The organism is Bacillus cereus group sp. RP37, from assembly GCF_040459695.1.
Lineage (GTDB): Bacteria > Bacillota > Bacilli > Bacillales > Bacillaceae_G > Bacillus_A.
Window position 1 is genome coordinate 4,923,152 of record NZ_JARVHP010000001.1, and the last position, 25,028, is coordinate 4,948,179.

Genomic DNA, 25,028 nt, shown 5'->3' on the forward strand with positions numbered 1-25,028 from the left:
TGAAAATTCCATTGTTATGCTCTTCAGCTTTTTATTTATTTCACGCTATAAAGCATAAATGAAATTTTTCACAACTTGATTATACCTTTTTTTCTACCTTCCTTCTATTATCCATACAGAAAAAGGCTGCCAATTTTGCTTTGGCAGCCTTTTTAATATATTATTCGTCTTTTTTAAATTGCTCACATTTTAATTCTAATTCATCTAACATTGCAAGTAGACGATCTACATCTTCTAACTCTACTTCTTCAGGTTCAATTGTATCAATCACTTCAATGAACATATTTAAACGTTCTTTTAAATATACTAATTGTGTATCTTTATCTTGAATTGCTTTTCCCATGAAGGCACTCTCCTTTTAATTCGAGTTGCTTTTATTATACCGCAAAAATGATTGCTATGGGCATGAAATTTCATCAATTTTGTCACGGTCATTCATTCAAATGTAAGCCCTCTCTCTTTTTTCACAAAAAAGTTTCACTTTATAAAAAGTACATATTCTTCTATTATAGAGAATGGACAAATTGTTATTTCAATAGTCAAAGGAGTATTTCATATGACGATATCACAAAAAATGAAGCCGATTACTCCTTCTTACGATCCATGGGAAGCGTATATGGACCTTGAAGAGTACGGCAAACTACTATTAACAAACGTTGAATTTACAACGACAACGTTATGCAATATGCGTTGCGAGCATTGTGCTGTTGGTTACACATTACAGCCGAAAGATCCAAATCCGCTTCCGATGGAGCTTTTATTAAAACGATTAGATGAGATTCCTCATTTACGTTCTTTAAGTATTACTGGCGGAGAACCTATGCTTTCAAAAAAATCCGTCGACAACTATGTAACACCACTCTTAAAATACGCCCATGAACGAGGCGTTCGCACTCAAATCAACTCAAACTTAACTATAGATTTAGCACGTTACGAACAAATTATTCCTTATTTAGACGTATTGCACATATCTCATAACTGGGGAACAATTGATGACTTCGTTGAAGGCGGATTTGCAATGATGGAGCGTAAACCTACGTATGAACAGCGTGCAAAACTATTTGAACGAATGATTACAAATAGTAAAGCTCTATCAGATGCCGGTGTACTCGTATCAGCCGAAACAATGCTGAATAAAAGAACTCTACCACATATTGAACATATTCATCGTCAAATTGTTGAAGAAATGGGCTGTAAACGTCATGAAGTACATCCGATGTATCCAAGTGACTTCGCGAGTAATCTAGAAATTTTAACAAAAGCTGAAATTCGTGATGCAATTGAGCATTTACTAGAAATTCGCGATGAAAATGTATGGATGTTATTTGGGACTTTACCTTTCTACGCTTGTAGCGATGACGAGCGAGACATCGCCACATTTAAGAAATTACAAGAAAGCAAAAATGTAACCGTTCGTAACGATCCGGATGGCCGTTCTCGTTTAAACGTTAACATTTTCGATGGAAATATTATTGTAACTGATTTCGGTGACGTTCCTCTTCTAGGTAACGTACAAACAAACACACTACAAGAAGCGTATGACAAATGGAGTGCTTCAAAAACAGCAAAATCATTAAGCTGTCACTGTCCTGCTGTAAAATGCCTCGGACCGAATGTTCTTGTAAAAAACAGCTACTATCCAACAGAAGATTTCTTATCAAAAACAGCAAATATTACATTCTAAATAAAAACGTCAGCTTATAAGCTGACGTTTTTTCATATTATTGCGAGTGAGAAGAAGATATGAATTTAAAATATAAATGATCATGAATTGGAATAGCAGCTCCAATTCCTTGTGAGGTAATATTTTTTACAACAAGCCTTTTTTGATTTCCTTTTAATACAAGGTATACTTCTCCAAACGTCACTTTTCCTTTTTCATTTACTGCTGGTGTATAGGCGTATAAATATCCAAGTTGACTCGGGCTAATATTATACACGCGCTCATGTCCTGTACCATAACCAATGGTTGTTTTAAATGAAAGTGGCAATTGTACTTTTTCAAGTGCTTTGAGAAGCATCATTTTTTTCACATCTGTAGCATCTTTCATATCCGCTGTTAAATCGCCTTCAACTGTCTTCTGCGTTTCTTGTTTATAGCGTAACGGATATAAGCGATCTCCTCCGCGATTATCGTACACATTGCGATTTACTTGTTTATATTCCCAATTAATCGTTGTATCAACCGATTCATAATTCAAAGCCCATTGACCTAAATAGATTTTTGCTCGGTACCCTACCGCAAGCGGCGCATTCGAAATTGTCGTTTCATTAAACATTCGAATTAAGTCCGGATTTTCAATTTTAATATTTGCTGTTTTCAATAGTTCTTGAGCAAACTTACTCGGCTGTAAACGCGGCAAATCTTGCGCATCATTTGGAAACGTATTGTCTTTAGAAATATTTAAAACAGATGAAGGCATTTTTGTTTCTACCGTTGTCTTTGCAAAACTTATGTTAGGAAATAATAGAATAAACGAGACCATAGTTGAAAGACATATGCTGTATACTCGTTTCACCTGTCTGGCTCCTTCCTACGTAAAGGTATATACTACTTTTTTTATTGTTTTCTCTCAGCACAATTGTTATGCCTATTTTTCATAATAAATAAAAACCAATTCCCATAATGACATACGCCGCTAATAACGTACCTCCTTCAAACCAGTTTGTATCACCATCGTTTGAAATCGCTATCGTTAAGAAAACAGCTGTAATCATAGAAACAAGTTCTGGTATGGTAAATACTAAAGGCATCCTATTTGCAAAAAACATGGATAGCAATACCAATACAGGAGCAACAAACATGGCAATTTGTAATGTAGAACCTACTGCGATTTCGACTGCAATATTTACTTTATTTTTATAAGCCATAATAATTGCAGATGCATGTTCTGCTGCATTTCCAACAATCGCAACGATAATAACCCCTATAAATAACTCTGACCAGCCAAATGATTTCGCGACTGTTTCAAATGTATGCACGAGCGCCTCTGACACATAAGCTACCGCAATTGTCGCTATTGCTAAAATGAGTAACGCTTTTCCTTTTGACCACTCTGGCTCTTCTTCATGAGCGACTTCATCACTTTTATGCTGATATACACCGCGGTGCGTAACTAACTTAAATAGCAATGCAGCAAGGTACATAATAATCATAATAATAGAAACACCGATACTTAATTGATACGTCTTTCCAGCTTCCATCTTCATTGAAAAGATCTCTGGAATAACAAAAGCTACTACTACAGCAAAGATTAATAAAGCTGAATTGTGTCTTGCATCATACACATTAAAACTTTGTCTTTTGTATTTCAGACCTCCTACAAAGAAAGATAGTCCCCCTACTAATAGTAAATTTCCAAGTACAGATCCTGTTAAAGAGGCTAACACCACTTCAATTAATCCCGCTTGAAGTGCAAAAATCGAAATGATTAGTTCAACAGCATTACCGAAAGTAGCATTTAATAATCCACCTATTCTAGGTCCAGAGACAATTGCTAAACTTTCTGTCGCTCTCCCCATAAAACCAGCTAACGCGATAATCGTAATACAATACACAGCGAACATAATTGTTTGGGGCCAATGAAGTGTTTTTCCAAGTACAGACAGTGGTACACCTATAAGCCCTACTATAAGAAATATTTTATTAAACATGCCTTTCATCCTTCCATCGTATGTATTTCTCCTCGATATTATTATTATTCTTCTCCTAACTTGTACGATTTCATCACAATTACGTTTAAAAAATCGGATTGAAGAAAACAGTATGAAAGATATTCAAATTATCTCGTTTAAACAGAGAAAATATAAATTAGGAAAAGAGGTAAAAAACATGCACTTAAAAGAAAAAATCGCAACAATTATTCAAGGACAAAGAACTGGTGTATTATCAACTGTACGTAACGATAAGCCGCATAGTGCCTTTATGATGTTTTTCCACGAAGATTTTGTACTATATGTTGCAACAGATCGACAATCAAAAAAGATAACAGATATCGAAAACAATCCAAATGTCCATGTACTACTTGGACGAGAAGGAAAAAAATTAGATGAAGATTATATTGAAGTTGAAGGCTTAGCTTCCATCGAGGAAGACTCCACATTAAAAAACAAGTTTTGGAATAATAGCTTAAAACGCTGGTTACTCGGTCCTGAAGACCCTAATTACGTATTAATAAAAATCAATCCCGACACAATTTATTACATCGATGGTGCTGGTACGACGGAGCCCGAGTTTTTACGACTATAAAATAAAACAAGCCCCCTTTAGGTGGGCTTGTTTTGTCGAAAAGTTCTTCTGAAAAAAACAATAAAATAGGTGGAACTTTCTAAAGATTCTGTTATATAATAGCAGTAACTTAAATAAACTGTATTAAAACAGATTGAGAGGAGAAATAACATTGATGAAAAGAGAAGAACGCAAAAACATGATTGAGTTTATTGAAAAGAAAAAAGGGATTGAGCGTGACGAATTATTGTTTATGACAGACGATGAAGTGGAACATATTTATAATGTAACGTACTTTTTATATGAGGAAATTGCAGAGTAGTATAATAATCCCCACCTTATTAAAAATATAAGGTGGGGATTATTTCGTTATTTATTCCGCTATTTGCGGGACGATAAAATCCCACTGATTAAAGTTTCGCTTTATACATGAGAATGGTTTTCATGTATAATAATGTAAGATTGGAGGAATTTTACTATGAGTTCATGGCTCTTATTCGCACTATTATCAGCAATTGCTGCTGCCCTTGTATCTATTTTCGGAAAGATTGGTTTAGATGGAATCGATGCCAATGTCGCCACAACTGTTCGTTCTATTATCATGGCATTATTTATGGTGGGCGTTATTATTATCCAAGGTAAATTTCAAAATATTGGCGATGTACTGCTAAATAAAAAAGCACTGCTCTTTATCACATTAAGTGGGGTTGCAGGTGCTTCGTCATGGCTATTTTATTTTCTTGCCCTCAAAACAGGGAAAGTTTCACAAGTGGCTCCTGTCGATAAACTAAGCGTCGTATTTTCTATCATTCTCGCTATGATTATACTCGGCGAAAAGTTAAACTTTATGACTAGTATTGGTGTTGTCTTTATTACAGCTGGTGTACTATTTATTGCTTTCAGCTAAAAAAACCGCGATTAGCGGTTTTTCTTTTTCTTTATGTAAAACCATACAATACATGTAACAACTACTGAAATGGATAAAATCCATATTCCATAATGATGTAAACTATACTCAACGAAACGCCACTTCTCTCCTAACTTCCAGCCAAGTCCAATAAAAACACTGATCCAAATAAACGCACCACCGTAAGCGTACAAACAAAAACGCCAAAGTGTTAAATTCGACATCCCAGCAAAATATGCTGTTAAATGACGTACTCCCGGGATAAAGTAACCAATCATTAAAAGAAATGGGCCATATTTTTCAAATAAAATATGTGTTTTTTCGATGTGATGTTCTTTGATCCTAACTTTCGGCCCATATTTTTTTAAAACAGGGAGTCCAAGTTTCAAACCTAATATATAGCTTAATGTAATGCCTAACATTGCGCCAGCCATCCCACTTAAAAACGCAGCAGTTCCTGACATAACTCCTTTTGAAACGTTATAACCAACAAAGGTCAATAAAAACTCATCTGGTATCGGTAATCCAACAATCCCACCGGCCAAAGCTATAATAATTCCAAAATACCCATAATGTGCGATTAACTCGCCAATATGTTGTTCCATTCGGAAGACACATCCTATGCACGATCGTTATTCCACATTGTGCCCTTTCTATCCTTCAGACAAACATGGTATACATATTCACTATACATTGTTTTTATAATGAACTCTACTTCTATCCATTCCTTTAACAGGAAGAAAGTGAACCATTAATCGGTGAGGGTTTGTTCATCCTGGCTCATTCTTAGTACACATCAATCGTGCGCCAGACTCCCGCCTCCTTCCCTTATATTCACCGCTTTTCGAAGCGCTAGTCTTACCATCCACAAATAACAGGATTAAAAAATAAAAATTCATATGCTTGTTTTTTTGTTACAATAAAGGAAAGTTACTTTTCGCAACGGTTTAACTCTCAGGAAAAATGATATACCTAGCAAAAACATAGTTTGGTCGATATAATGCAACTTCTACCTATTAAAAGAACATGCACCCTTTACATACAACATCATTTTTCTAAATTATACAGGGGGAACGAACATGACCATTGAAAATCAATTTATCCAAAAGGTTTACTATAAAACATTTTTAACAGAAGAAACTTCTACTCCAGTATCGGAAGTACTCGGTGAAGCATATATAAATGAATCTATAAATGAATTCTCCAACATTTCTAATATCCGCTTTGCTCAAGGTGAATTTTATTACCAAAATAAAGACTTTGAAGCAGCGATATTTAAATGGGAGAAAGTAAATAACGAGCTTGCACTTTGGGCAACCAAAAATATTGCAGATTCTTATTTTGAACTAGGCTTCTTACCAAAAGCAGAAGAAATTTATCAATCTATCCAAACGGAAGATACAACTCTTACAATGGAAGTTTCCTTACAACTTCTTTCTCTTTACATCGAACAAGATCGTTTAGGTCTAGCCTTTAAGACAATTAGTGAGGCTGTTGCATTTCAACCTGACTATCCAAACATTACTGCAATTGCTCGCTCATTCTATGAAAAACAAGCAGATTGGAATAATGCTATCGAACTTGCCGTTCAAGAAGGAATTCGAACAAAATCATTGCACTGGTTCGATACTTTAATCAATTATGTAAATCAAGGATTTACGAAACAAATCAATCCAGAATATTTCTATGAATCTTTAAAAGCTTTATATGCAATTGATCAAGTCCAATTTAAAGAACTTGTTATTGCTCTTTGGAACAGCTATCAAAATGAAAAATTGCATCTACCTTGGATTCAAACAATAAATCATTTATTCTTACATATTGAGACAGACAACAATGACGATTGGCATGAAATTATTGAACGCTATCAAGATACGTACTTTGAATTAATTACTGGTGAGCATTTCATGCATGAAATGCAAGGACTTGTACCCGATCTATTAACAAATTGGTTTAGTTTAACGAAAGCAAAAGATGCCCTATTTGTCTCTGCTGCAGTATTAGCGTGGAATGAAGTTTCACCTACAACTTTAGAGTCATTACTCGTAAAAAGTGCGGGAGCCCTACTCTCTAATTCAACAGCTGAAACAAATGTAAATATGGAAACCGTTTCTCATTTATTCGAAACAATTGCTGTATGGGCTGAAAAAAACGATGTGGATTTAAGTCATCAATTTACGTTACTCGTTCATGAACTATGTGATTTAAATGTTACACAATTACTAATAGCGGGAACTAGTGACCATGATAAATTATCATTCATCAATTCAATATTAGGAGAGAACATCTTAACTGAGACTGTAACAGCTCCTATTCTATTTAAAGATGATAGCCAAACTGAAATAACAGAATTCACTGCGTTAGATGTACACAATATACCGAACTTTGATGAATTCCATCAAATAATGGCTACACCTTCCGATTCAGAACTTGAGAAAAAATGCATAGAAATTAAGTTACCAAGTAGATTTTTAAGAAAAAATAAATTTGCATTTCTTGTTACGCCATCTGTTCAAGGGCAAGTGGATAAAAACAGCCCATATTTTGAATACTTACAAGCAGCAGATAGCCTTATTTACGTATTAAATTCAGCTTCACCATTACATGGGGAAGAGCTTGATACATTACTTTATTTACGTGAACAAGTGCCAAATTTACAAATTCATTTCGTATTACACACAAATAATACGACCAATAATGAAAAGCTAATAAGTAAGATTAAAGTCCATTTCCCAAGTGCACAGTTCTTCCCATACTCTCCTTCACAAGAGAGTAGCCAGCAACTTGGGGACGTGACAGAGTCTATTCTTTCTAATCTAGCTGGACGCGACATGGAACAAGAACGTATAGAAAAACTAATATGGTTTACTCAAAAGACAATCGCATACCTTGTAAATGAACGTGTGGAATTAGAAAATACATTAGTGAAATCAGTACGATGGAATAAACATATCTCAGTGAAACTAAATGGATTTATTAACAATCTTACTGCTCTTGAAAAAGATAAAATTCGTTCTATTACAGAATCTTATCTTTTAACGAAAGAAGAAATCACACGAGATATCCATTCTCAAATTCCTGAATTATTACAGAGCTGTTCTGACCTTGTTCAAGAAGATAGTGATTTCAAATTAGTTCATGAAGAATTAAATACTGCAATGAACGAACGAATTCAAAAACATGTACAGCAAGTGCTTCTTCCTAAATTTACTGGGTTTATTCAAGAGTGGATTGAAACAGCACATAATGAATTTATTCAAGCTCAATCTTATTTAGATGAAATGAGTGAAACGTTTAATAAATTATATAAAGAAGAACGCATGAAACTTCCTTGCGATTTCAAATTATTAGATGATTGGCATCGAGATGTTGTACGCATGACAAATAGAATTACAGTATCGAACATCAATATTTTATTACGCTTTACACCGACACAATTTTTCTTAAAGAGTGCGGGAAAACTATTTGGTAACATGCAAAAAAATCAATCTATGCTCGCAAACAAATATAAACAATATATTGAAACGGAAGACTATACGGAAATTTCTCAAACGATTTCAAAACAATTCTTCCTTCAATTTGAAGTATTTGAAGGCGCATTAGAACGAGATATTATGATGTTCTTTAAAGATCCACTTAGCATATTGAAACAAAATGTGGAAGCAGCTCAACTTGAAATAGAGGAAGACGAACAAACATTAGCAACGTTAAGAAGCAACCCAGAAACTTATCACGATCCGTTAGCATTCTTTAAACTGCAACTATTGCAGCACAAATTCGTTTTAAGTACGAACAAAAACAATGAAGACGTCTATGAATTTAATGAGTCTCCTACGATTTAACATAAAAAACCAAGCAAACTAAAATTTGCTTGGTTTTTTACTTTAATTCATTATTTTCATATGTTCAAATGGATAATAAATTGCCGCTAATTCTCCTAATACATCCGCTTTATCAATAAGTCCTAAACCATTTCTACTATCTCTGCTTATTAAGCGATTATCCCCCATAACAAAAATCTTATTTTTAGGAACTGTAATTGGTCCAAAGTCCTCTGTTAAATTCATAAGTTTTTTTTCAGCTTGTTTTTTATTACTATACAAATACGCTTCCTCTATCACTTCATGATTCACATATAATTGATCATTTCTCACCTCAATGACATCGCCAGGCAAACCAATAACCCTTTTCACGTAAAAATTATCCGTCTTCACAACAATAATGTCTTCTCTCTCATAACTTTCAAATTGCTTTGCCAACTTATTAACAATCACCTTATCCCCATCTTGTAACGTTGGCTTCATAGACGCTCCTTTTACAGTCGTAGGAAAAAACACAAAAATTTTCGTTAAAAACACCAACAAACATGCAATTGCAATCGTTCCAAAGAATTTACGCCAACGTTTTTTCTTTTGCATCATTCCACCATCTCATCATCTTTTTACTTTTATTATAAATAATACGACCGATGATTTTCTACAAAATTCTGAATTATAAAATTACAATATTAAAAATTCCAAAATAGCGATGCTGATCAAATTAAACAAGCAAAAAAGATACTCTCCAAATAGTCTATCCACTATTTGGAGAGTATCTTTTTATATTCCCACATATACAATACACATTTGAGCCGCTACATATGTAAACCAAATCCAAAGTGGTTCATACTTTAATTTACGCCCTCCAATATCTGTCACGCCTATAATAAAATCAGAAATCACAAATAATAAACCACCAAATGCTGGTATCCACCATACTCCTGAATTCTCATAATATAAGGCGAATGCAAAGCAAGCCATTCCTCCAACCCATAATCCATAAATTAGAGCTCCTATCGTAAACAATTTATCTTGTTTATCATTTCGGATAAAAAAGAACCACCCTATAATGAGAAAGAGTCCGTATACAAGTAGACCAATCCAAAAACCATTCCATGAAATGCCTGTTTGCAAAAATGCTTTTACATAAAAACAATGCGCAAGCGCAAAAGTAACCATCCCTCCAATTAACCTGTGACCAATTGGAATCAAACCTGCCATAAATAAATCCCCTACAGTTGATAACGTCATACCTAGTGCAACCCACGTACTATACGCTACTGATGGATCTTGTAACCATATCCAAATTGCACTTGCTGTTAAAGAAAAACTAAGAATAAGACGCACTGCTAAAGGCAACGGCATATTATTTCTTGTTTTTTTGTCTGCCCTATTGCGTACATTGCACCAATTAAAAAAAGAATGATTTGTCCAATTAACACCATGTAAAGTAGATTCATAACATGTTCTCCTCAATAAATGCTTTTTGTATTTTTTTCGTTACACCTAGTCTATTATCCTTTTTCTATAAAAAAAAAAGAAGAACAGTACTGTTCTTCCATTGTAATCGTTTTCCTGTTATCTATGCTACTTGTTTTTCTTCCTCCATTTTCTGCTTAGCTGGCGTACGATTCACCACAATAATTCCCGCAGCTACACACGCTAAACCAATTAATACAAATGAGTGAATTGCTTCTCCTAAAATCATGCTCGATAATAACACACCAAATACGGGTATAAAGAACATGTACATTGATACTTTTCCAACCTTATTGTACTTCATAATTGTATTCCAAATACAAAATCCTGCTGCGGATAAGAAAGATAAATAGGTAAGCATAAGTATTGCATGTACACTAAATGTAAATGGCGTGATTCCCACTTGCAAAGCCCCTATACATAATAGCCCAATAGAACCAAAAATCATTTGGTATGCTGTCATATAGCCAACATCTAATGTTTTGCTACCTTCTTTCGCCAATATGTTTCCATATGAATACAACATTGCTGCACTAAGAAGTAATAAGCTACCGATTCCGAAATGGAATGACAAACTACCATCACTCGGTACATTTACTAAAATGACACCACAAAAGCCGATAGAAACCCCAATTACTTTTCTCATATTAAGAGCATCATCTTTATATAAAAAATGCGCGAGTAAAATTTGAAAGAATGATGATGTTCCTGAAATGATAGCTCCTTCAATACCAGAACTATAGCTCATTCCAATATAAAAACATATATATTGGAGAAAGGTTTGAAATAAACCAATTTGTACTAACTGCTTTCCCGTTCCTTTTTTGAAGCTCATATTTTTTCCTAACGCTTTAAAGAAGAATAAGAGCATGACTCCAGATAAAAAGAAACGATAGCCAGCAAATAATATTTGCTCCCCAACTTCTTGTGGCTGAATTCCAAGTTCAGCATAACTTAATTTAATAAAAGGGAATGCGCTCCCCCATAAAAAAGTCGCTACTATCGCAGCAATAAACACGCCAATCGGATGGGTAAAAAATTTCTCTGTCTTCACTTGTTGTCTTCCTTTCCGATCTTTTTATGAACAATATTCATATATACCAAAGGAAGTGTGAAAACACAAGTTTTCAGTTTATACACAAACAAAAACATATCATCTAAAGAAAACATGTGCTATACTATAGAACAATTACAACATAATAACTATTAAAATCAGATTCAACAGAAATGCTGCTATCCATTATGGATGGCAGCTTTCGTCGTTTTATAGGGGTTTCGATTTTGATTCTTTTTCTCAATAAGAATTTGGAAGGAGCGAGTAGTAATGAACTCAGAAGTAAAAGCATTACAAGTACAAAAGTCTATTTCTCATCCCTCTTTATGGGATACATTAAAGAAACATTATGAACTTATATTTGCAATCGCATCTGGTATTTTCATTTTAGCTGGTTGGTTATTCACAAAGAACGATGTAATGAATGTAGGCATTACTTGCTATATCCTTGCTTATATAGTTGGTGGATATGCAAAAGCGAAAGAAGGTATTGAAGATACAATCGAGGAGAAAGAGCTAAATGTCGAGATGCTTATGCTCTTTGCTGCTATCGGTGCTGCAATCATTGGCTACTGGGCAGAAGGCGCAATTTTAATCTTTATCTTCGCACTAAGCGGTGCGATGGAATCTTATACATTAAGTAAAAGTCAAAAAGAAATTTCAGCGCTTCTTGATCTACAACCTGAAGAAGCATTACGTATTTCAAACGGAACCGAAGAACGTGTTCCTGTTGGACGATTACAAATTAACGACGTTATTTTAATTAAGCCAGGTGAGCGCGTTCCTGCTGACGGTACGATTCATAGCGGTGAAACAAATATCGATGAGGCAGCGATTACTGGTGAACCTATTCCAAATGAAAAAAAACATGGTGATGAAGTATTTGCTGGTACTGTAAATTTACGCGGTGCTATCGAAGTTAAAATTACGAAGCCGAGCGATCAAACATTATTCCAAAAGATTATCCGTCTCGTCCAAAGTGCACAAAGTGAAAAATCACCATCACAACTATTCATAGAAAAGTTTGAAGGAACATATGTAAAAGGTGTACTACTCATTGTTGCGCTTATGATGTTCGTCCCTCATTTCTTACTGGATTGGAGCTGGAATGAAACGTTTTATCGCGCTATGATCTTACTTGTAGTCGCATCTCCTTGTGCACTCGTTGCTGCCATTACACCAGCAACATTATCTGCTATTTCTAACGGAGCAAGAAATGGAATTCTCTTTAAAGGTGGCATACATTTAGAACGCCTTGCTTCAGTAAAAGCAATTGCCTTTGATAAAACAGGAACATTAACACAAGGAAAACCTACCGTAACAGATGTATATGTTCGAGAAAATATGACAGAAAAAGAAGTACTTTCTATTACAGCAGCAATTGAAAGTCACTCAACACATCCTTTAGCTGAATCTATTGTGAAGTATGCACAACATGCGTATGACATTACATTAAAAAAACCAGAAAATGTTGAAGATGTAACTGGTTTTGGGCTAAAAGGAATATTTGAAAGCAAAGCTTATAAAATAGGTAAAGCTGATTTTATTGGTGAAGAAACAAAGACATTTCATAATGGTATTTCTGCCTCACTTGAAAAAGAAGGTAAAACTGTCGTTTATATTAGCGATGAGGGCGGCATCCTTGGACTTATCGCTTTAAAAGATACGCTTCGCCAAGAAACAATAGCTGCTATTCGCGAATTACAAAGCATTGGTGTCGAAGCAATTATGATTACTGGAGATAATGAAGAAACAGCAAAAGCAATTGCCTCCGAAAGTAATATAAAGGAATATTACGCATCATGCTTACCAGAAACAAAAGTGGAAACGATTAAAAAGCTAAAAGAAAAATACGGGACAGTAGCAATGGTCGGAGATGGTATAAATGATGCCCCTGCACTCGCTACTGCTAGCATTGGTGTAGCAATGGGAGAAGGAACAGACGTAGCTTTAGAAACTGCAGACGTTGTACTTATGAAGAACGAGTTATCTCGACTTTCTCAAGCAATCCGTTTATCAAAACGAATGAACCGTATTGTAAAGCAAAACGTAATCTTTTCACTAGCTGTAATTGCAATGCTGATTTGTTCAAACTTCTTGCAATTCTTAGCTCTGCCATTCGGTGTTATTGGGCATGAGGGAAGTACGATTCTTGTCATTTTAAACGGGTTACGATTATTAAAAGGAAACAAATAAAAACGGGTCCCTCATAGAGGACCCGTTTTTTCTAATGGTAGCTATTATGCCCGTTCGCACTACTACTCGTTTTATGCTTTGGATGCGAACTACTCTTTTGTTTATTGTTATTTTTATTGTTGTGATTCTTTTTATTATTACTCATGAAATATCCCCCCTGTTCCCTTTTATTATGGAACAAGAGCTCACTTTTCATTACGGGAATTATTGTCACTCGTCCTATAATGATGGAGTAAACCATTAATTTCGCCACCAAGTAAAATTACCCATCCAGTCAAGTAAAACCATAACATTAAAATAATAATACCACCGAGACCACCATATGTATTGGCGTAATTCGCAAACTTATCTACATAATAAGCAAATGAGTACGATACCACAATCCATCCGACAGTAGCAAATGTTGCTCCTGAAATGACTTCTCTTCTTTTTAACTTTCGATCTGGTGCAAATGTATATAAAAAACTAAACAATGCAAATAGTACGAAGAAACTCGCTACTAATCGTGTAATGCTCCACACGTAAGAAAAACTATCCGATAAACCAATTGCTTTAAATACCGCTGCCCCAATGACTTGTCCAAACACTGGAACAATTAGCGCAAACACAATCATAAAAATGATAGCTAACGTAAACACAATTGATAACGCTCTTGTTTTAATAAAAGAACGTGTTTCTGTTACATCATACGCACGGTTAAAAGCATTCATAACCGCATTTACCCCGTTTGAAGCAAACCATAACATTGACAATAAACCAAATGATAATAAACCACCATTTTGCTCATTTACAACTTTATCCACGTTTACTTCAATTAAGGACATTGCATCTTCCGGTACGTACGGTTCTAATAAATTGAGCACACTTTCTGTTTGAAGGTCAATGAATCCAAGAAGCGTAATTAAGAAAACAAGCCCAGGAAAAATCGCAAGCAAGAAGAAATAAGCGAGCTGTGCTGCCAAGCCCGCTACATCATCACGCATCGTCCGGTCATACAAATCTTTACCAAACGAATAAGCACGATTTCTTCTCACCTTTTCTAAAATTTTTCTCATATACGTTTAAACGCTTTTCTTCTCTTCTTTATCTTGCTTCAACTCAATGTACGCTTCAGTTTTTTTTTCCTCTACATTAGAGTCTTTCATAAATAGTTCACGCGCTTCTTTCATACCGCCATCTTCAGCAACTACTGGCTCTTCTTCTGCTTTCAGCTCATCTACTTTTGAAGATACAGCTTGAATTTCAATCGTTTCTGGCTTCTCTGCTGGCTCAACCTTTTTCTTACTAAAAATTTCTTTCGTTTCTTTTAACGTCTCTACAACAGACGGCGTCAATTTTTTAATTTCTGCTACTTTCGCTTTTACTACATTGAAGTCAGCGAGTTCGCGTCCTTTATCTGTAACAGTTTGCACTTTTTCTTTTATCTTCGCACTTTCACCGATTTCAATCATCTTTGTTTTTGCTTTTTCCGCAGTATTTTTTACTTTTTCACGGTTTTCTTTCTTCAACATAGATACAGCTACACCTGCAGCTACACCAATCGCAATGTTTCGAGCAATATTATTTTTCTTTGCCATATTCCTTCACCCTTTCATTTCTTATGTTAGAAAGTATTTCTTTCTAAGCTTCCTCATATTCCTTGTTCATTTCGAATGAAAGCTAATAGCTTTGCACACCCTTCTGTTACAAGGTCATATACTTCTTGGAAATTCCCTGTATAGTAAGGGTCGGGAACGTCTGTCCAGCCACCGTCTGGAACAAAATCGGACAGCCTACCAATATAGCCTCCAGTTTTACCTAAACTTTTTAAATCTGCTATATTCTTGTTGTCCATGGCAATAATATAATCAAACTTTGTTAAGTCTTCTTTTTCTACTTGCCTTGCTTTAATTCCTTCAAAAGTGACTGCATTTTCTTTTAAAATTTTTTGTGTTCCTTTATGTGGCGGATGACCAATATGCCAATCTCCAGTTCCCGCAGAATCAATGACAATTTTCTCTTCAAGTCCCTCTTTTACGACAAGATCTCGAAAAATCGCTTCTGCCATCGGAGAACGACAAATGTTCCCAAGACAAACAAACAATACTTGAACCATATTTTTGTTTCTTCCCTTCTTGGTGTATTTCTTAATATATAATTATAGTATAAACAACCAATTATTAATTATAAAGGAAATCCCTACTAATTTAATAGGATTGAAAAGATTCATTAACGAAAATGATAAAAAATGTTAAGATAGCCTTATGTTATTTTAAAGGGGGACACTTCGGTGGATTTATCCGTAAAGTCAGAAGAAAACGTTGAATATATGGTCGAAGCTATTAAAGAAAAATTACGTATGGTTAATGCTGGAGCGATGAGAGCTGCTAGTTTTAATGAAGAAATGTACGAAGACTTACGTGACATTTATGAGCATGTTATGAAACGTGAAACATTCAGCATTAGTGAAATGCAAGCTATTACAGAAGAATTAGGTACATTAATTAAAAAGTAAAAAAAGCCTCGCTTATATGAGGCTCTTTTTTATTTCCAACAAATTCATGACAACTCTTCTCTTCCCCTCACCCAACTGTAAAATACTGTACAATAGAAGTAGAACCTCACCTTAGATTTTTTCTCCATACATACTACTCACAAATAATAGCAACACTACCATTGCTAACTGTTTTTACTGGAGGTGCTTACTTATGAGCAATTGGTACAGTAAGACGAAAGATCAAACATTAATCGACCTAGAAACAAACGAACAACACGGTTTAACAGATGAAATTGTAAATGAACGTTTACAGCAATACGGCTCTAATGAATTAGCTACAAAACAAAAACGCTCTTTATGGCAGCGTATTTTCGCCCAAATTAATGACGTCCTCGTATATGTCCTTATTATTGCTGCCCTTATTTCTGCTTTTGTAGGTGAATGGGCTGATGCAAGTATTATCGCGCTCGTTGTAGTTTTAAACGCTGTTATCGGTGTCATCCAAGAATCGAAAGCAGAACAAGCTTTAGAGGCCTTGAAAAAAATGGCGACACCTAAAGCTATCGTCAAACGAGATGGTGAACTAAAAGAGATTCCATCTGAGCACGTCGTTCCAGGTGATATCGTTATGCTTGATGCCGGACGGTATATACCATGCGATTTACGGCTTATCGAAACTGCAAATTTAAAAGTTGAAGAATCTGCTCTAACTGGTGAGTCTGTCCCTGTTGATAAAGATGCAATCTACCACCCTTCTATGCAAAGTGATGAGCAAGTGCCGTTAGGCGATCAAAAAAACATGGCATTTATGTCTACTCTTGTAACATACGGACGCGGTGTCGGTATTGCTGTTGAAACAGGAATGAACTCACAAATTGGTAAGATTGCTACCCTGTTACATGAAGCAGACGATGATATGACACCACTTCAAAAAAGCTTAGCACAAGTCGGAAAGTATTTAGGCTTTGTCGCTGTAGCTATTTGTATCGTTATGTTTCTCATCGGCTTTTTACAAGGACGGGATACGCTAGAAATGTTTATGACTGCTATTAGTTTAGCCGTTGCAGCTATTCCAGAAGGTTTGCCAGCTATCGTTTCCATCGTTCTTGCAATTGGTGTGCAACGAATGATTAAACAAAATGTTATTATTCGTAAACTTCCAGCTGTGGAAGCTCTCGGTTCTGTCACAATTATTTGTTCAGATAAAACAGGTACGTTAACGCAAAATAAAATGACCGTTACTCACTTTTATAGTGATAACACATACGATCACTTAAAAAATTTAAATATAAATAATGATGCGCAACGACTATTGTTAGAAAATATGGTGCTATGCAACGATGCGTCTTACGGTTCCGATTCACAAACAGGGGACCCTACAGAAATCGCCCTTCTTGTTGCCGGAAACACTTTTAACATGCAAAAAGATCATTTAGAAAAGATACATGAACGCGTTAATGAGCTGCCTTTCGATTCAGATCGTAAAATGATGTCAACCATACATACATACGATGAAAGCTACTATAGCATGACGAAAGGCGCTATTGATAAACTCTTACCTCGATGTACCCACATATTTAAAAACGGTAAAATCGAGGCTCTAACAGATGCTGATAAAAATCAAATATTAGAAGCTGCCAGGGCAATGTCTCAAGAAGCTTTAAGAGTACTTTCATTCGCATTTAAACAATACAATTCAAGCAATGTGGATATAGATCATCTTGAAGAAAACCTCATCTTTATTGGTCTTGTCGGTATGATTGATCCACCACGAACTGAAGTAAAAGATTCAATTTCAGAATGTAAAAAAGCCGGTATTCGCACAGTTATGATTACTGGTGACCATAAAGATACCGCCTTTGCAATTGCCAAAGAGCTTGGCATTGCCGAAGACATATCTGAAATTATGATTGGAACTGAATTAGATAATATTTCAGATACAGAACTAGCAAGCAAAATTAATCACTTACATGTATTCGCTAGGGTCTCTCCGGAGCATAAAGTGAAAATTGTAAAGGCATTACGCGCGAAGGGTAATATCGTTTCTATGACTGGTGATGGTGTCAATGATGCTCCATCTTTAAAGCAAGCAGATGTTGGCGTAGCGATGGGTATTACAGGAACAGACGTTGCAAAAGGGGCAGCGGATGTAGTATTAACAGATGATAATTTCTCATCTATTGTGAAAGCTGTTGAGGAAGGTAGAAATATTTATCGTAACATAAAAAAATCAATTCTCTTCTTACTCTCATGTAACTTTGGAGAAATTATCGCTTTATTTTTAGCGATTTTACTTGGCTGGGCGACACCATTACGACCAATTCACATTTTGTGGGTCAATTTAATTACCGACACACTTCCTGCATTATCACTTGGCGTTGATCCTGAAGATTCAGATGTGATGAAAGAAAAACCACGCCGTGCGAAAGAAAGCCTATTTAGCGGTAGTGTCCCTTTTCTTATTTTCAATGGCGCTATAATTGGATTTTTAACGCTAGCAGCCTTTATCGTCGGAGCAAAATTCTATACTGGAGATACAAATTTATTCCCTCTTTTCCCAGAGAAAATTGATGAAGATGCTCTATTACACGCTCAAACGATGGCATTTGTTGTTCTTAGTTTTTCTCAGCTCGTTCATTCATTTAACTTGCGTTCAAGAACGAAATCAATTTTTTCAATTGGGATTTTTACAAATAAATATTTAGTCTTCTCCCTTCTTATCGGTGTTCTTATGCAAGTTTGTATCATCTCCATCCCACCCCTTGCAAATATATTCGGTGTGCATGCGTTAACGATGCGAGATTGGGGATTTGTTCTTTTATTAAGTATCATTCCACTTGTTGTGAATGAGATCATTAAATTAGTGAAAAGAAACTAAAAGGCAATGAGGAACAATCCTCATTGCCTTTTCATTTATCCCACTATTCGCCGGACAGTAAAACTCCCACCTCAAAATTCAGCTTGAGCAAAGAAGTTAGGTGGTAGATTAACTGCCCATAAATGTCCGATTGGTTCAACTAATAATCAGTGGGGAAGAACAAAACCCCACTGATTGAAGTTTCACTTTATCCTTGTAATTCTTTTTTGATGTTCTCTGTTAATGTAGCCATACGCTTACGGCTTTCTTCACGCTCACGTTTGTTTTGCTCTTCAATTTGTTGTGTTTCTTGCATACCTCTTGAAATAATGTTCCAAGTTTCCTCAAGTGTTTCCATCTTAATACTAGAAGAACCTGATAATCTCGCTACTTCCACACTTTGCGTTGCGATATTTTGTGCATTTTTCTTAAGTAATTCATTTGTACGACGATCCAGTTCAGCCATAGAATCTGCAACAAGCTTTTGACGCTTCGCATTTACCGCTTGAATGATACCATTTTTAAAGATAGGAATCGTTGTAATAAACGCTGTATTGATTTTACCAATTAATTTATTATTACCACGTTGAATCATACGAATTTGTGGTGCTGTAAGTAAAGCAACCATACGTGCTTTTTCTAAATCATCAATACGTTGTTCTAAAATTTCAACAGAGTTTTTAAGCGACTCTAACTCAATACCTGCCAATTGATCATTATTACGTACACGCTCTTCATACATCGGAACTAGCTCTGTATTTAAACGATCTAATAACATTTCTCCTGCTACTACGTATTTTTCTAAATCTAAGTAATATTTTAAGTTTTGCTCATATAACCCGTCTAACGTACCAATTGATTTTTTCATTTCATCTTGATACTTCGTAATTTCCACGTACACTTTATCAATTTCACGGCCCATCGTTTGATACTTGCTAAAGATTTGTTCAATCATTTTATCCGCTTTTTTGAACATACGTGAGAAGAAACCGCTTTTCTCTTCCGCAAAGTCTTTGCTATCAAACCTGTCCATAATTTTACCAAGCTGTTTTAATAACTCACCAGAGTCTTCTATTTTTGACAGAGACATTGTATGTAAAATTTGATCTGCAAAGCGTGAAATTTCCATAGAAGGTTCTTTTCCAAGCTCAATTAATTCTAATTGGTCTTTAATATCTACCGCATTATAAATACGTTGTACATCCGCATCTTGTCTAAGTTGCAAGCGAACATCTTGTGCTGTTTGCTCATTTAATTCTGTTTTCGAATCTAGTACGACTGGGTTATTCATATCGTATTCTCCCTTTCCTTATAAAAATGGACGAAATAGTCCTTTTATTGTTTGTGATAAATTTTTATAGGCTGATGAACCATGAAACTCAAGATCGAAATTAACTTCTTCAAGCCAATGTGAATCAAATGCTGCTGCATCAATATACGGTTCAATATCATTTCGTCCCGTTGGATTGAAGTGGAATACATCTACTCCTATTTGATTTAAAAATAGTAATAAAACAGCATCAGAACGAGTTAATTCTCCACTCTTCTCATTATTAAATATAACAATTTTCGGTACATCTTGTGAATAATCAAATTTCTCAAGCTGTTCTAAAATATTCGGTGGTATTTGAGAAAGTTGCGCGAAAACATATAGCGCTACATCTTGTTTCGTCTCTTTTGCAATTGGTTTACACATTTCACTTTCACACGTATGGATAATCGCTTCTGCAATACCATGTTGTAATCCTTCTGGCAATCGTTTATGCGGCCACCAATGACTGTTCATAATTAAATCTGGATGTAATTTCCCCGCACGGTCTAATGCATCTCGATAATGATATTGGAAATTTGCTTTTTGTTCTTTCGTAAACGGAAATGTATTAATTAATAAACTGTTATCAAATGATGTAACAGCCTTTAATCGCTGAAAATACTCTTTATCATTCTTTGAAACACCTGATATTTTCGCAAATAAAGAAGGGATATAAATGTGTTTATTTTCAACAAAGAATGTCGGGCGTACAAACGCCTTTTCTTTCGTGATTAAAAAGAGTTCATCGTATGTTGTTTTTAGTGTACGAGCTACAGGCGTATAGGAACGGAATTGCCACGGCTTGTATAATAGTGAATTATCGTGGTGAAGTACTTGTTCAATTTCCTTTGAAGCTTGATATGCTACTGTTGCAACACGCTCGCGGCGACGATCTGGAAATGGTTCAAGAGAAATCCGGCCTGGATGAGACACAATAAAAGTCCTTCCCTCTTCATCAACACTCTCAAATCCATCTTTTCCTTCTGGGTGATAATAAAGTACATCGCAGCCGAGCATAATAAGGAAGTATAAGAAATATATACGGCTCTCCGTCGCATCCCCATACCAAACGATACGCGGCATTTGTTTCTTATAATTAACCGTAGAGAACCACTTCGCGACGTAATTTTCGCTTAATTTAATCATGTCGATTAAGAAACGACGGAAGCCTTCTGTCTTTAAAGATTGATTATGTTGTTTCTCATATAATTTCAATACTGAAATGAACGTCGTATGTATATAATGCTGTAAGTCAGGATTGTCTACTTTCGGTAAAAGTTGTTTCCCAGATAAGTGTGCCACTAACCTATTTACTGTCAGACCATTTGGTGCTTCTTGATGTAATCCGAACACTTCTTGAATGTGACGAAGCTTTTCTGAATCAATCACTTTGTTTAAATTTTGTTCGTGTAAAACTTCAATTCCTTTCGCTTCACTATAATCAAATAGTTCATTAAAATATTCATCTACATCATTAGGAACGCCAATAATTCGACATGCTATATAACTAAATTTCATCTCATTCTCTGTCAGTTCATATTGTGGGCGTTTTTCTAAAAGTGTTTCAAATTGCTTTAAATCTGATTCATCTTTTAATGCATATGGTTGAAGTGTAAAACGTGAAAACACAACAGTTCACCTCCAAAAACATTTACGTTTTTTCTAAGTCCTTCTTCTATTATAAACTATTTTTGGTTATAAAAAATGGGCGCTCGCAAAACGAGCAAACCCATTTCAATTATTTATGATTATTTTTAGTAGCTGCAACTTCTTCTTTAGCTTGTCCAGAATTCTTCATGTAGTGAAGTATAAATGTTGCTCCAAATGCTACAACTAAAATAATAAAGAACAGTGTATGACTTACTTCAATATGAATAACAGACAGTAACATTTTTGCTGCAATAATTAAGATTAAAATATATGCTGTCGTTTCAAGTTCTGGAATACGCTCTAATAATTTTAAGAATACACCAGCGATCCCACGCATCATTAAAATACCGAGCATTCCACCTAATAATAGAATCCAAACTTCATTTGATACACCAAACGCAGCAAGCACGCTATCTACAGAGAACGCGATATCCATTAATTCAACCATCGCAACTGTTCCCCAGAAGACACCAAACATTCTGAAGAGAATACTGTTTTGGTTCATACCATGAGCTTCCTCTTCTTCTGCATTACCTTTTCTTTTATCAATGAAGTATTTAATTGATAGCCAAGCTAAGTAAAGTGCACCTAACACTTTTACCCAAGCTAATTTAATTAAGAACATTCCAATTCCAATTGCAATAAATCGGAATACATAAGCTCCAATAAGTCCATAGAATAATGCTTTTTTACGTTTTTCTTCTGGAAGGTGTTTTACCATTACCGCTAATACAAGTGCATTATCAGCAGATAATAACCCTTCAAGTACAACAAGTGTACCTATTAATCCCCAAGATACTGGATCTTGCAACACTTTAATCCACATGTCCAAGTCGAAAAACTGAGCATACGTATCAAGGATTCCTTGCAAAATACTCATCTTACCTTTATCCCCTATTCTTTGCTAGATTTATAGAAAGGTCAAAAAAAGGAAACGAATATCGTTTCCTTTCTATGCATCCAAGCCATACGCTCTTACAAGCGCACCTAAGCCACCTTGGAATCCACTTCCTACTGCATTAAACTTCCACTGTCCATTATGACGGTATAATTCACAAAAGACAACTGCTGTTTCAATGGAGAAATCTTCTCCTAAATCAAAACGAAGAACTTCTTCGTTTGTTTCTTCATTTGCTAAACGAACGAATGCGTTTCCGACTTGTCCAAAGTTTTGATTACGGCCTTCTCCATCATAAATTGTAACTGTAATAGCAATTTTATGAACATCTGCTGGAACCTTTTTCAAATCTACAACAAGTTGCTCATCATCCCCGTCACCTTCACCTGTACGGTTATCTCCTGTATGTAAAACAGATCCACAAGGAGACTGTAAATTGTTATAGAAGATAAAATCAGTTTCCTTCGTACATTTTCCGTTCGCATCTAATAAAAAAGCAGATGCATCTAAATCGAAATCTGATCCACCATCATAAGATTTAATATCCCACCCAAGACCAATTACTGCTTTTGTTAAACCAGGGCTTGTCTTACCTAAATCAATCTTCTGTCCTTTTTGCAATTGAATTACCATTTATACTCACCTCTATATTTTAATATTTAAAAATATATCCATCAGTAAACATCTGTTTCACCGATGGATATATAAAGTGAAACTTTAATCAGTGGGGGTTTTCTTCATCCCCCACTGATTATTAGTTGAACCAATCGGGCTTTTACGGGTAGTTGATCCCCACCTAACTTCTTTGCTCTCGCTAAATTTTGAGATGGAGGTCTACTGCCCGTTAATGCGGGGCAAATCTATTACTCTACATCTAAACCGAAATTATTACATAGAGACGCTAATCCACCTTGGAATCCACTTCCGATTGCATTGAACTTCCAGTCACCTGCATGACGGTATAGTTCACCTACTACAACAGCTGTTTCAATAGAGAAATCTTCTCCTAAATCGTAACGAATTAACTCTGCATTTTTTTCTTCATCAAGAATACGTACGAAAGAGTTAGAAACTTGTCCGAAGTTTTGGCTACGGCCTTCTCCGTCATAAATTGTAATTGTGAAGCAAATACGTTCGATATGTGCAGGTACATTTTTTAAATCTACTTTAATCGCTTCGTCATCACCTTCACCGTCACCAGTTCGGTTATCTCCTAAATGCTCTACAGCACCATTCGCACCTTTAGGGTTATTATAGAAAACGAAATCCTCTGCACCTGAAACTTTACCGTTAGCACCTACTAAGAAAATACTAACATCTAAATCGAAATCGTTTTGTCCGTCATAGCGATTCGTATCCCAACCAAGTCCTACAAGAACTTTTGAAAGACCTGGATTAGTTTTTGTTAAGTCTACCTTTTGTCCTTTTTTCAATGAAATTGATGCCATATTCAATTCCTCCTCGGTTTATTTTATTGATAACGTGATACAATCTCACTTAAGTTTTTATCTTGTGTGCCTTCTCCAACAGCTGAAAACTTCCATTCACTTCCGTGGCGATACATTTCACCTGCGATTAGAGTCGTTTTGCCAGCATAATTATCCGATAAATTATAGCGTGCTAATTCTTCACCAGTTTGCGGGTTTTGAATCCGAATATATGCATTACGAATCATCCCGAAATCTTGACGACGATTTACACAGTCATAAATATTTACAACGAATACTAAACGATTAATACGGCTCGGAACTTTATGTAATTCTACGAAAATTGTTTCGTCATCACCAGCGCCTTCACCTGTTAAATTATCTCCTGAATGAATAATACTACCACAAGTAGAAAGCTTGTTTCCGAAGTAAACTAAATCGTTTTTGTTTAAAAAGCGATCCCCTTCTAACATAACAACAGATGCATCACAATCTACATTTGGTTTACTTCCAAATAATGAAGACAGAAACCCACCTGATTGCCCAATTGGATCCCAGCCTAAGCCAACCTGTAGTTTTGCTACTTTTGGTTGTCCTTTCGTTAAATCGATCTTTTGACCTTTTTCTAAAATAATAGGCATGCAGTTTCTTCCTTTCTACAAAGCATTTTCCAAGGCGGAAAATATTGTATTCTTCCCTTATATTGTAGCATTATTTACCTAGTGA

General features: G+C 35.4%; 23 protein-coding genes and 1 pseudogene. 8 read left to right on the forward strand and 16 right to left on the reverse strand.

All coding sequences use genetic code 11. The annotated features are described in order from the left end of the window. Window positions 1-160: 160 nt before the first annotated feature. Complete coding sequence (locus QCI44_RS25940; protein ID WP_000513558.1) at window positions 161-343, reverse strand: SE1561 family protein; 183 nt, start codon at window positions 341-343, stop codon at window positions 161-163. Between the two features lie 213 nt (window positions 344-556). On the opposite strand from QCI44_RS25940, the gene yfkAB reads away from it, so the two are divergent. Beyond that, complete coding sequence (gene yfkAB, locus QCI44_RS25945; protein WP_016133541.1) at window positions 557-1,684, forward strand: radical SAM/CxCxxxxC motif protein YfkAB; 1,128 nt, start codon at window positions 557-559, stop codon at window positions 1,682-1,684. Window positions 1,685-1,721: 37 nt separating this feature from the next. Here the strand turns inward: yfkAB and QCI44_RS25950 are convergent, their stop codons facing one another. Then, window positions 1,722-2,519 carry a YfkD famly protein gene (locus tag QCI44_RS25950; protein ID WP_016089448.1) on the reverse strand — a complete coding sequence of 266 codons (798 nt, stop codon included), beginning with the start codon at window positions 2,517-2,519 and terminating at the stop codon, window positions 1,722-1,724. Between the two features lie 79 nt (window positions 2,520-2,598). After that, a complete protein-coding gene (cax, locus tag QCI44_RS25955; RefSeq protein WP_016133540.1) occupies window positions 2,599-3,654 on the reverse strand; it encodes a calcium/proton exchanger in 1,056 nt (351 codons plus the stop codon). Window positions 3,655-3,832: 178 nt separating this feature from the next. Between cax and QCI44_RS25960 the strand changes: the two genes are divergently transcribed. From QCI44_RS25960 to QCI44_RS25970, 3 genes are all read left to right on the forward strand, one after another. After that, window positions 3,833-4,249 carry a pyridoxamine 5'-phosphate oxidase family protein gene (locus QCI44_RS25960; RefSeq protein ID WP_000550210.1) on the forward strand — a complete coding sequence of 139 codons (417 nt, stop codon included), beginning with the start codon at window positions 3,833-3,835 and terminating at the stop codon, window positions 4,247-4,249. A 154-nt stretch (window positions 4,250-4,403) separates the two neighbouring features. Further along, window positions 4,404-4,550 carry a BH0509 family protein gene (locus tag QCI44_RS25965; protein WP_000817786.1) on the forward strand — a complete coding sequence of 49 codons (147 nt, stop codon included), beginning with the start codon at window positions 4,404-4,406 and terminating at the stop codon, window positions 4,548-4,550. Window positions 4,551-4,706: 156 nt separating this feature from the next. Then, window positions 4,707-5,135, forward strand: a complete 429-nt coding sequence (locus QCI44_RS25970; protein ID WP_016137004.1) for an EamA family transporter — start codon at window positions 4,707-4,709, stop codon at window positions 5,133-5,135. 11 nt (window positions 5,136-5,146) lie between these two features. On the opposite strand, the gene QCI44_RS25975 is transcribed toward QCI44_RS25970, so the two are convergent. Next, window positions 5,147-5,740 (reverse strand): DedA family protein, encoded by a 594-nt coding sequence (locus QCI44_RS25975; RefSeq protein ID WP_016089451.1) that lies wholly within the window; start codon window positions 5,738-5,740, stop codon window positions 5,147-5,149. A gap of 474 nt (window positions 5,741-6,214) precedes the next feature. Between QCI44_RS25975 and QCI44_RS25980 the strand changes: the two genes are divergently transcribed. Further along, on the forward strand, window positions 6,215-8,977 hold the full coding sequence (locus tag QCI44_RS25980) for a tetratricopeptide repeat protein (protein WP_098560692.1): 2,763 nt from the start codon (window positions 6,215-6,217) through the stop codon (window positions 8,975-8,977). A gap of 42 nt (window positions 8,978-9,019) precedes the next feature. On the opposite strand, the gene lepB is transcribed toward QCI44_RS25980, so the two are convergent. The 3 genes and pseudogenes from lepB to QCI44_RS25995 form a co-directional block, all read right to left on the reverse strand. Next, entirely contained in the window at window positions 9,020-9,556 is a 537-nt protein-coding gene (lepB, locus tag QCI44_RS25985) for a signal peptidase I (protein ID WP_016137002.1), read from the reverse strand. A gap of 177 nt (window positions 9,557-9,733) precedes the next feature. Next, window positions 9,734-10,413 (reverse strand): annotated as a pseudogene (locus QCI44_RS25990) (lysoplasmalogenase). Between the two features lie 122 nt (window positions 10,414-10,535). Next, window positions 10,536-11,486, reverse strand: a complete 951-nt coding sequence (locus QCI44_RS25995) for a DMT family transporter (RefSeq protein ID WP_016089455.1) — start codon at window positions 11,484-11,486, stop codon at window positions 10,536-10,538. Window positions 11,487-11,756: 270 nt separating this feature from the next. Here QCI44_RS25995 and QCI44_RS26000 point away from each other — a divergent pair, with 270 nt between their 5' ends. Further along, the gene (locus QCI44_RS26000) at window positions 11,757-13,682 is read left to right on the forward strand and encodes a heavy metal translocating P-type ATPase (protein ID WP_016089456.1); all 1,926 of its coding nucleotides are present in this window, start codon (window positions 11,757-11,759) and stop codon (window positions 13,680-13,682) included. A gap of 185 nt (window positions 13,683-13,867) precedes the next feature. Here the strand turns inward: QCI44_RS26000 and QCI44_RS26005 are convergent, their stop codons facing one another. From QCI44_RS26005 to QCI44_RS26015, 3 genes are read right to left on the reverse strand one after another with little or no spacing between them, the layout of a single operon-like run. Further along, on the reverse strand, window positions 13,868-14,737 hold the full coding sequence (locus tag QCI44_RS26005; RefSeq protein WP_016133536.1) for a YihY/virulence factor BrkB family protein: 870 nt from the start codon (window positions 14,735-14,737) through the stop codon (window positions 13,868-13,870). Window positions 14,738-14,743: 6 nt separating this feature from the next. Further along, the gene (locus QCI44_RS26010; RefSeq protein ID WP_016137001.1) at window positions 14,744-15,259 is read right to left on the reverse strand and encodes a DUF4075 domain-containing protein; all 516 of its coding nucleotides are present in this window, start codon (window positions 15,257-15,259) and stop codon (window positions 14,744-14,746) included. 53 nt (window positions 15,260-15,312) lie between these two features. Further along, window positions 15,313-15,777 carry a low molecular weight protein-tyrosine-phosphatase gene (locus QCI44_RS26015; RefSeq protein ID WP_016089459.1) on the reverse strand — a complete coding sequence of 155 codons (465 nt, stop codon included), beginning with the start codon at window positions 15,775-15,777 and terminating at the stop codon, window positions 15,313-15,315. 174 nt (window positions 15,778-15,951) lie between these two features. Here QCI44_RS26015 and QCI44_RS26020 point away from each other — a divergent pair, with 174 nt between their 5' ends. Both QCI44_RS26020 and QCI44_RS26025 read left to right on the forward strand, forming a co-directional pair. Then, window positions 15,952-16,176 carry a DUF1128 domain-containing protein gene (locus QCI44_RS26020; protein WP_000366197.1) on the forward strand — a complete coding sequence of 75 codons (225 nt, stop codon included), beginning with the start codon at window positions 15,952-15,954 and terminating at the stop codon, window positions 16,174-16,176. A 193-nt stretch (window positions 16,177-16,369) separates the two neighbouring features. Beyond that, entirely contained in the window at window positions 16,370-19,036 is a 2,667-nt protein-coding gene (locus QCI44_RS26025; RefSeq protein ID WP_016089460.1) for a cation-translocating P-type ATPase, read from the forward strand. Between the two features lie 187 nt (window positions 19,037-19,223). Here QCI44_RS26025 and QCI44_RS26030 read toward each other — a convergent pair whose 3' ends face one another. From QCI44_RS26030 to QCI44_RS26055, 6 genes are all read right to left on the reverse strand, one after another. Next, window positions 19,224-20,306 carry a toxic anion resistance protein gene (locus QCI44_RS26030; RefSeq protein ID WP_001064411.1) on the reverse strand — a complete coding sequence of 361 codons (1,083 nt, stop codon included), beginning with the start codon at window positions 20,304-20,306 and terminating at the stop codon, window positions 19,224-19,226. Window positions 20,307-20,324: 18 nt separating this feature from the next. Continuing rightward, entirely contained in the window at window positions 20,325-21,956 is a 1,632-nt protein-coding gene (locus QCI44_RS26035) for a YceG family protein (RefSeq protein WP_016137000.1), read from the reverse strand. Window positions 21,957-22,065: 109 nt separating this feature from the next. Further along, entirely contained in the window at window positions 22,066-22,857 is a 792-nt protein-coding gene (locus tag QCI44_RS26040; RefSeq protein WP_016089462.1) for a TerC family protein, read from the reverse strand. A gap of 72 nt (window positions 22,858-22,929) precedes the next feature. After that, the gene (locus tag QCI44_RS26045) at window positions 22,930-23,508 is read right to left on the reverse strand and encodes a TerD family protein (RefSeq protein WP_000236647.1); all 579 of its coding nucleotides are present in this window, start codon (window positions 23,506-23,508) and stop codon (window positions 22,930-22,932) included. 230 nt (window positions 23,509-23,738) lie between these two features. After that, window positions 23,739-24,323, reverse strand: coding sequence for a TerD family protein (locus QCI44_RS26050; protein ID WP_000146724.1), 585 nt, complete (start codon window positions 24,321-24,323; stop codon window positions 23,739-23,741). 23 nt (window positions 24,324-24,346) lie between these two features. After that, window positions 24,347-24,943, reverse strand: coding sequence for a TerD family protein (locus tag QCI44_RS26055; RefSeq protein WP_001121586.1), 597 nt, complete (start codon window positions 24,941-24,943; stop codon window positions 24,347-24,349). Between the last annotated feature and the right edge of the window lie 85 nt (window positions 24,944-25,028).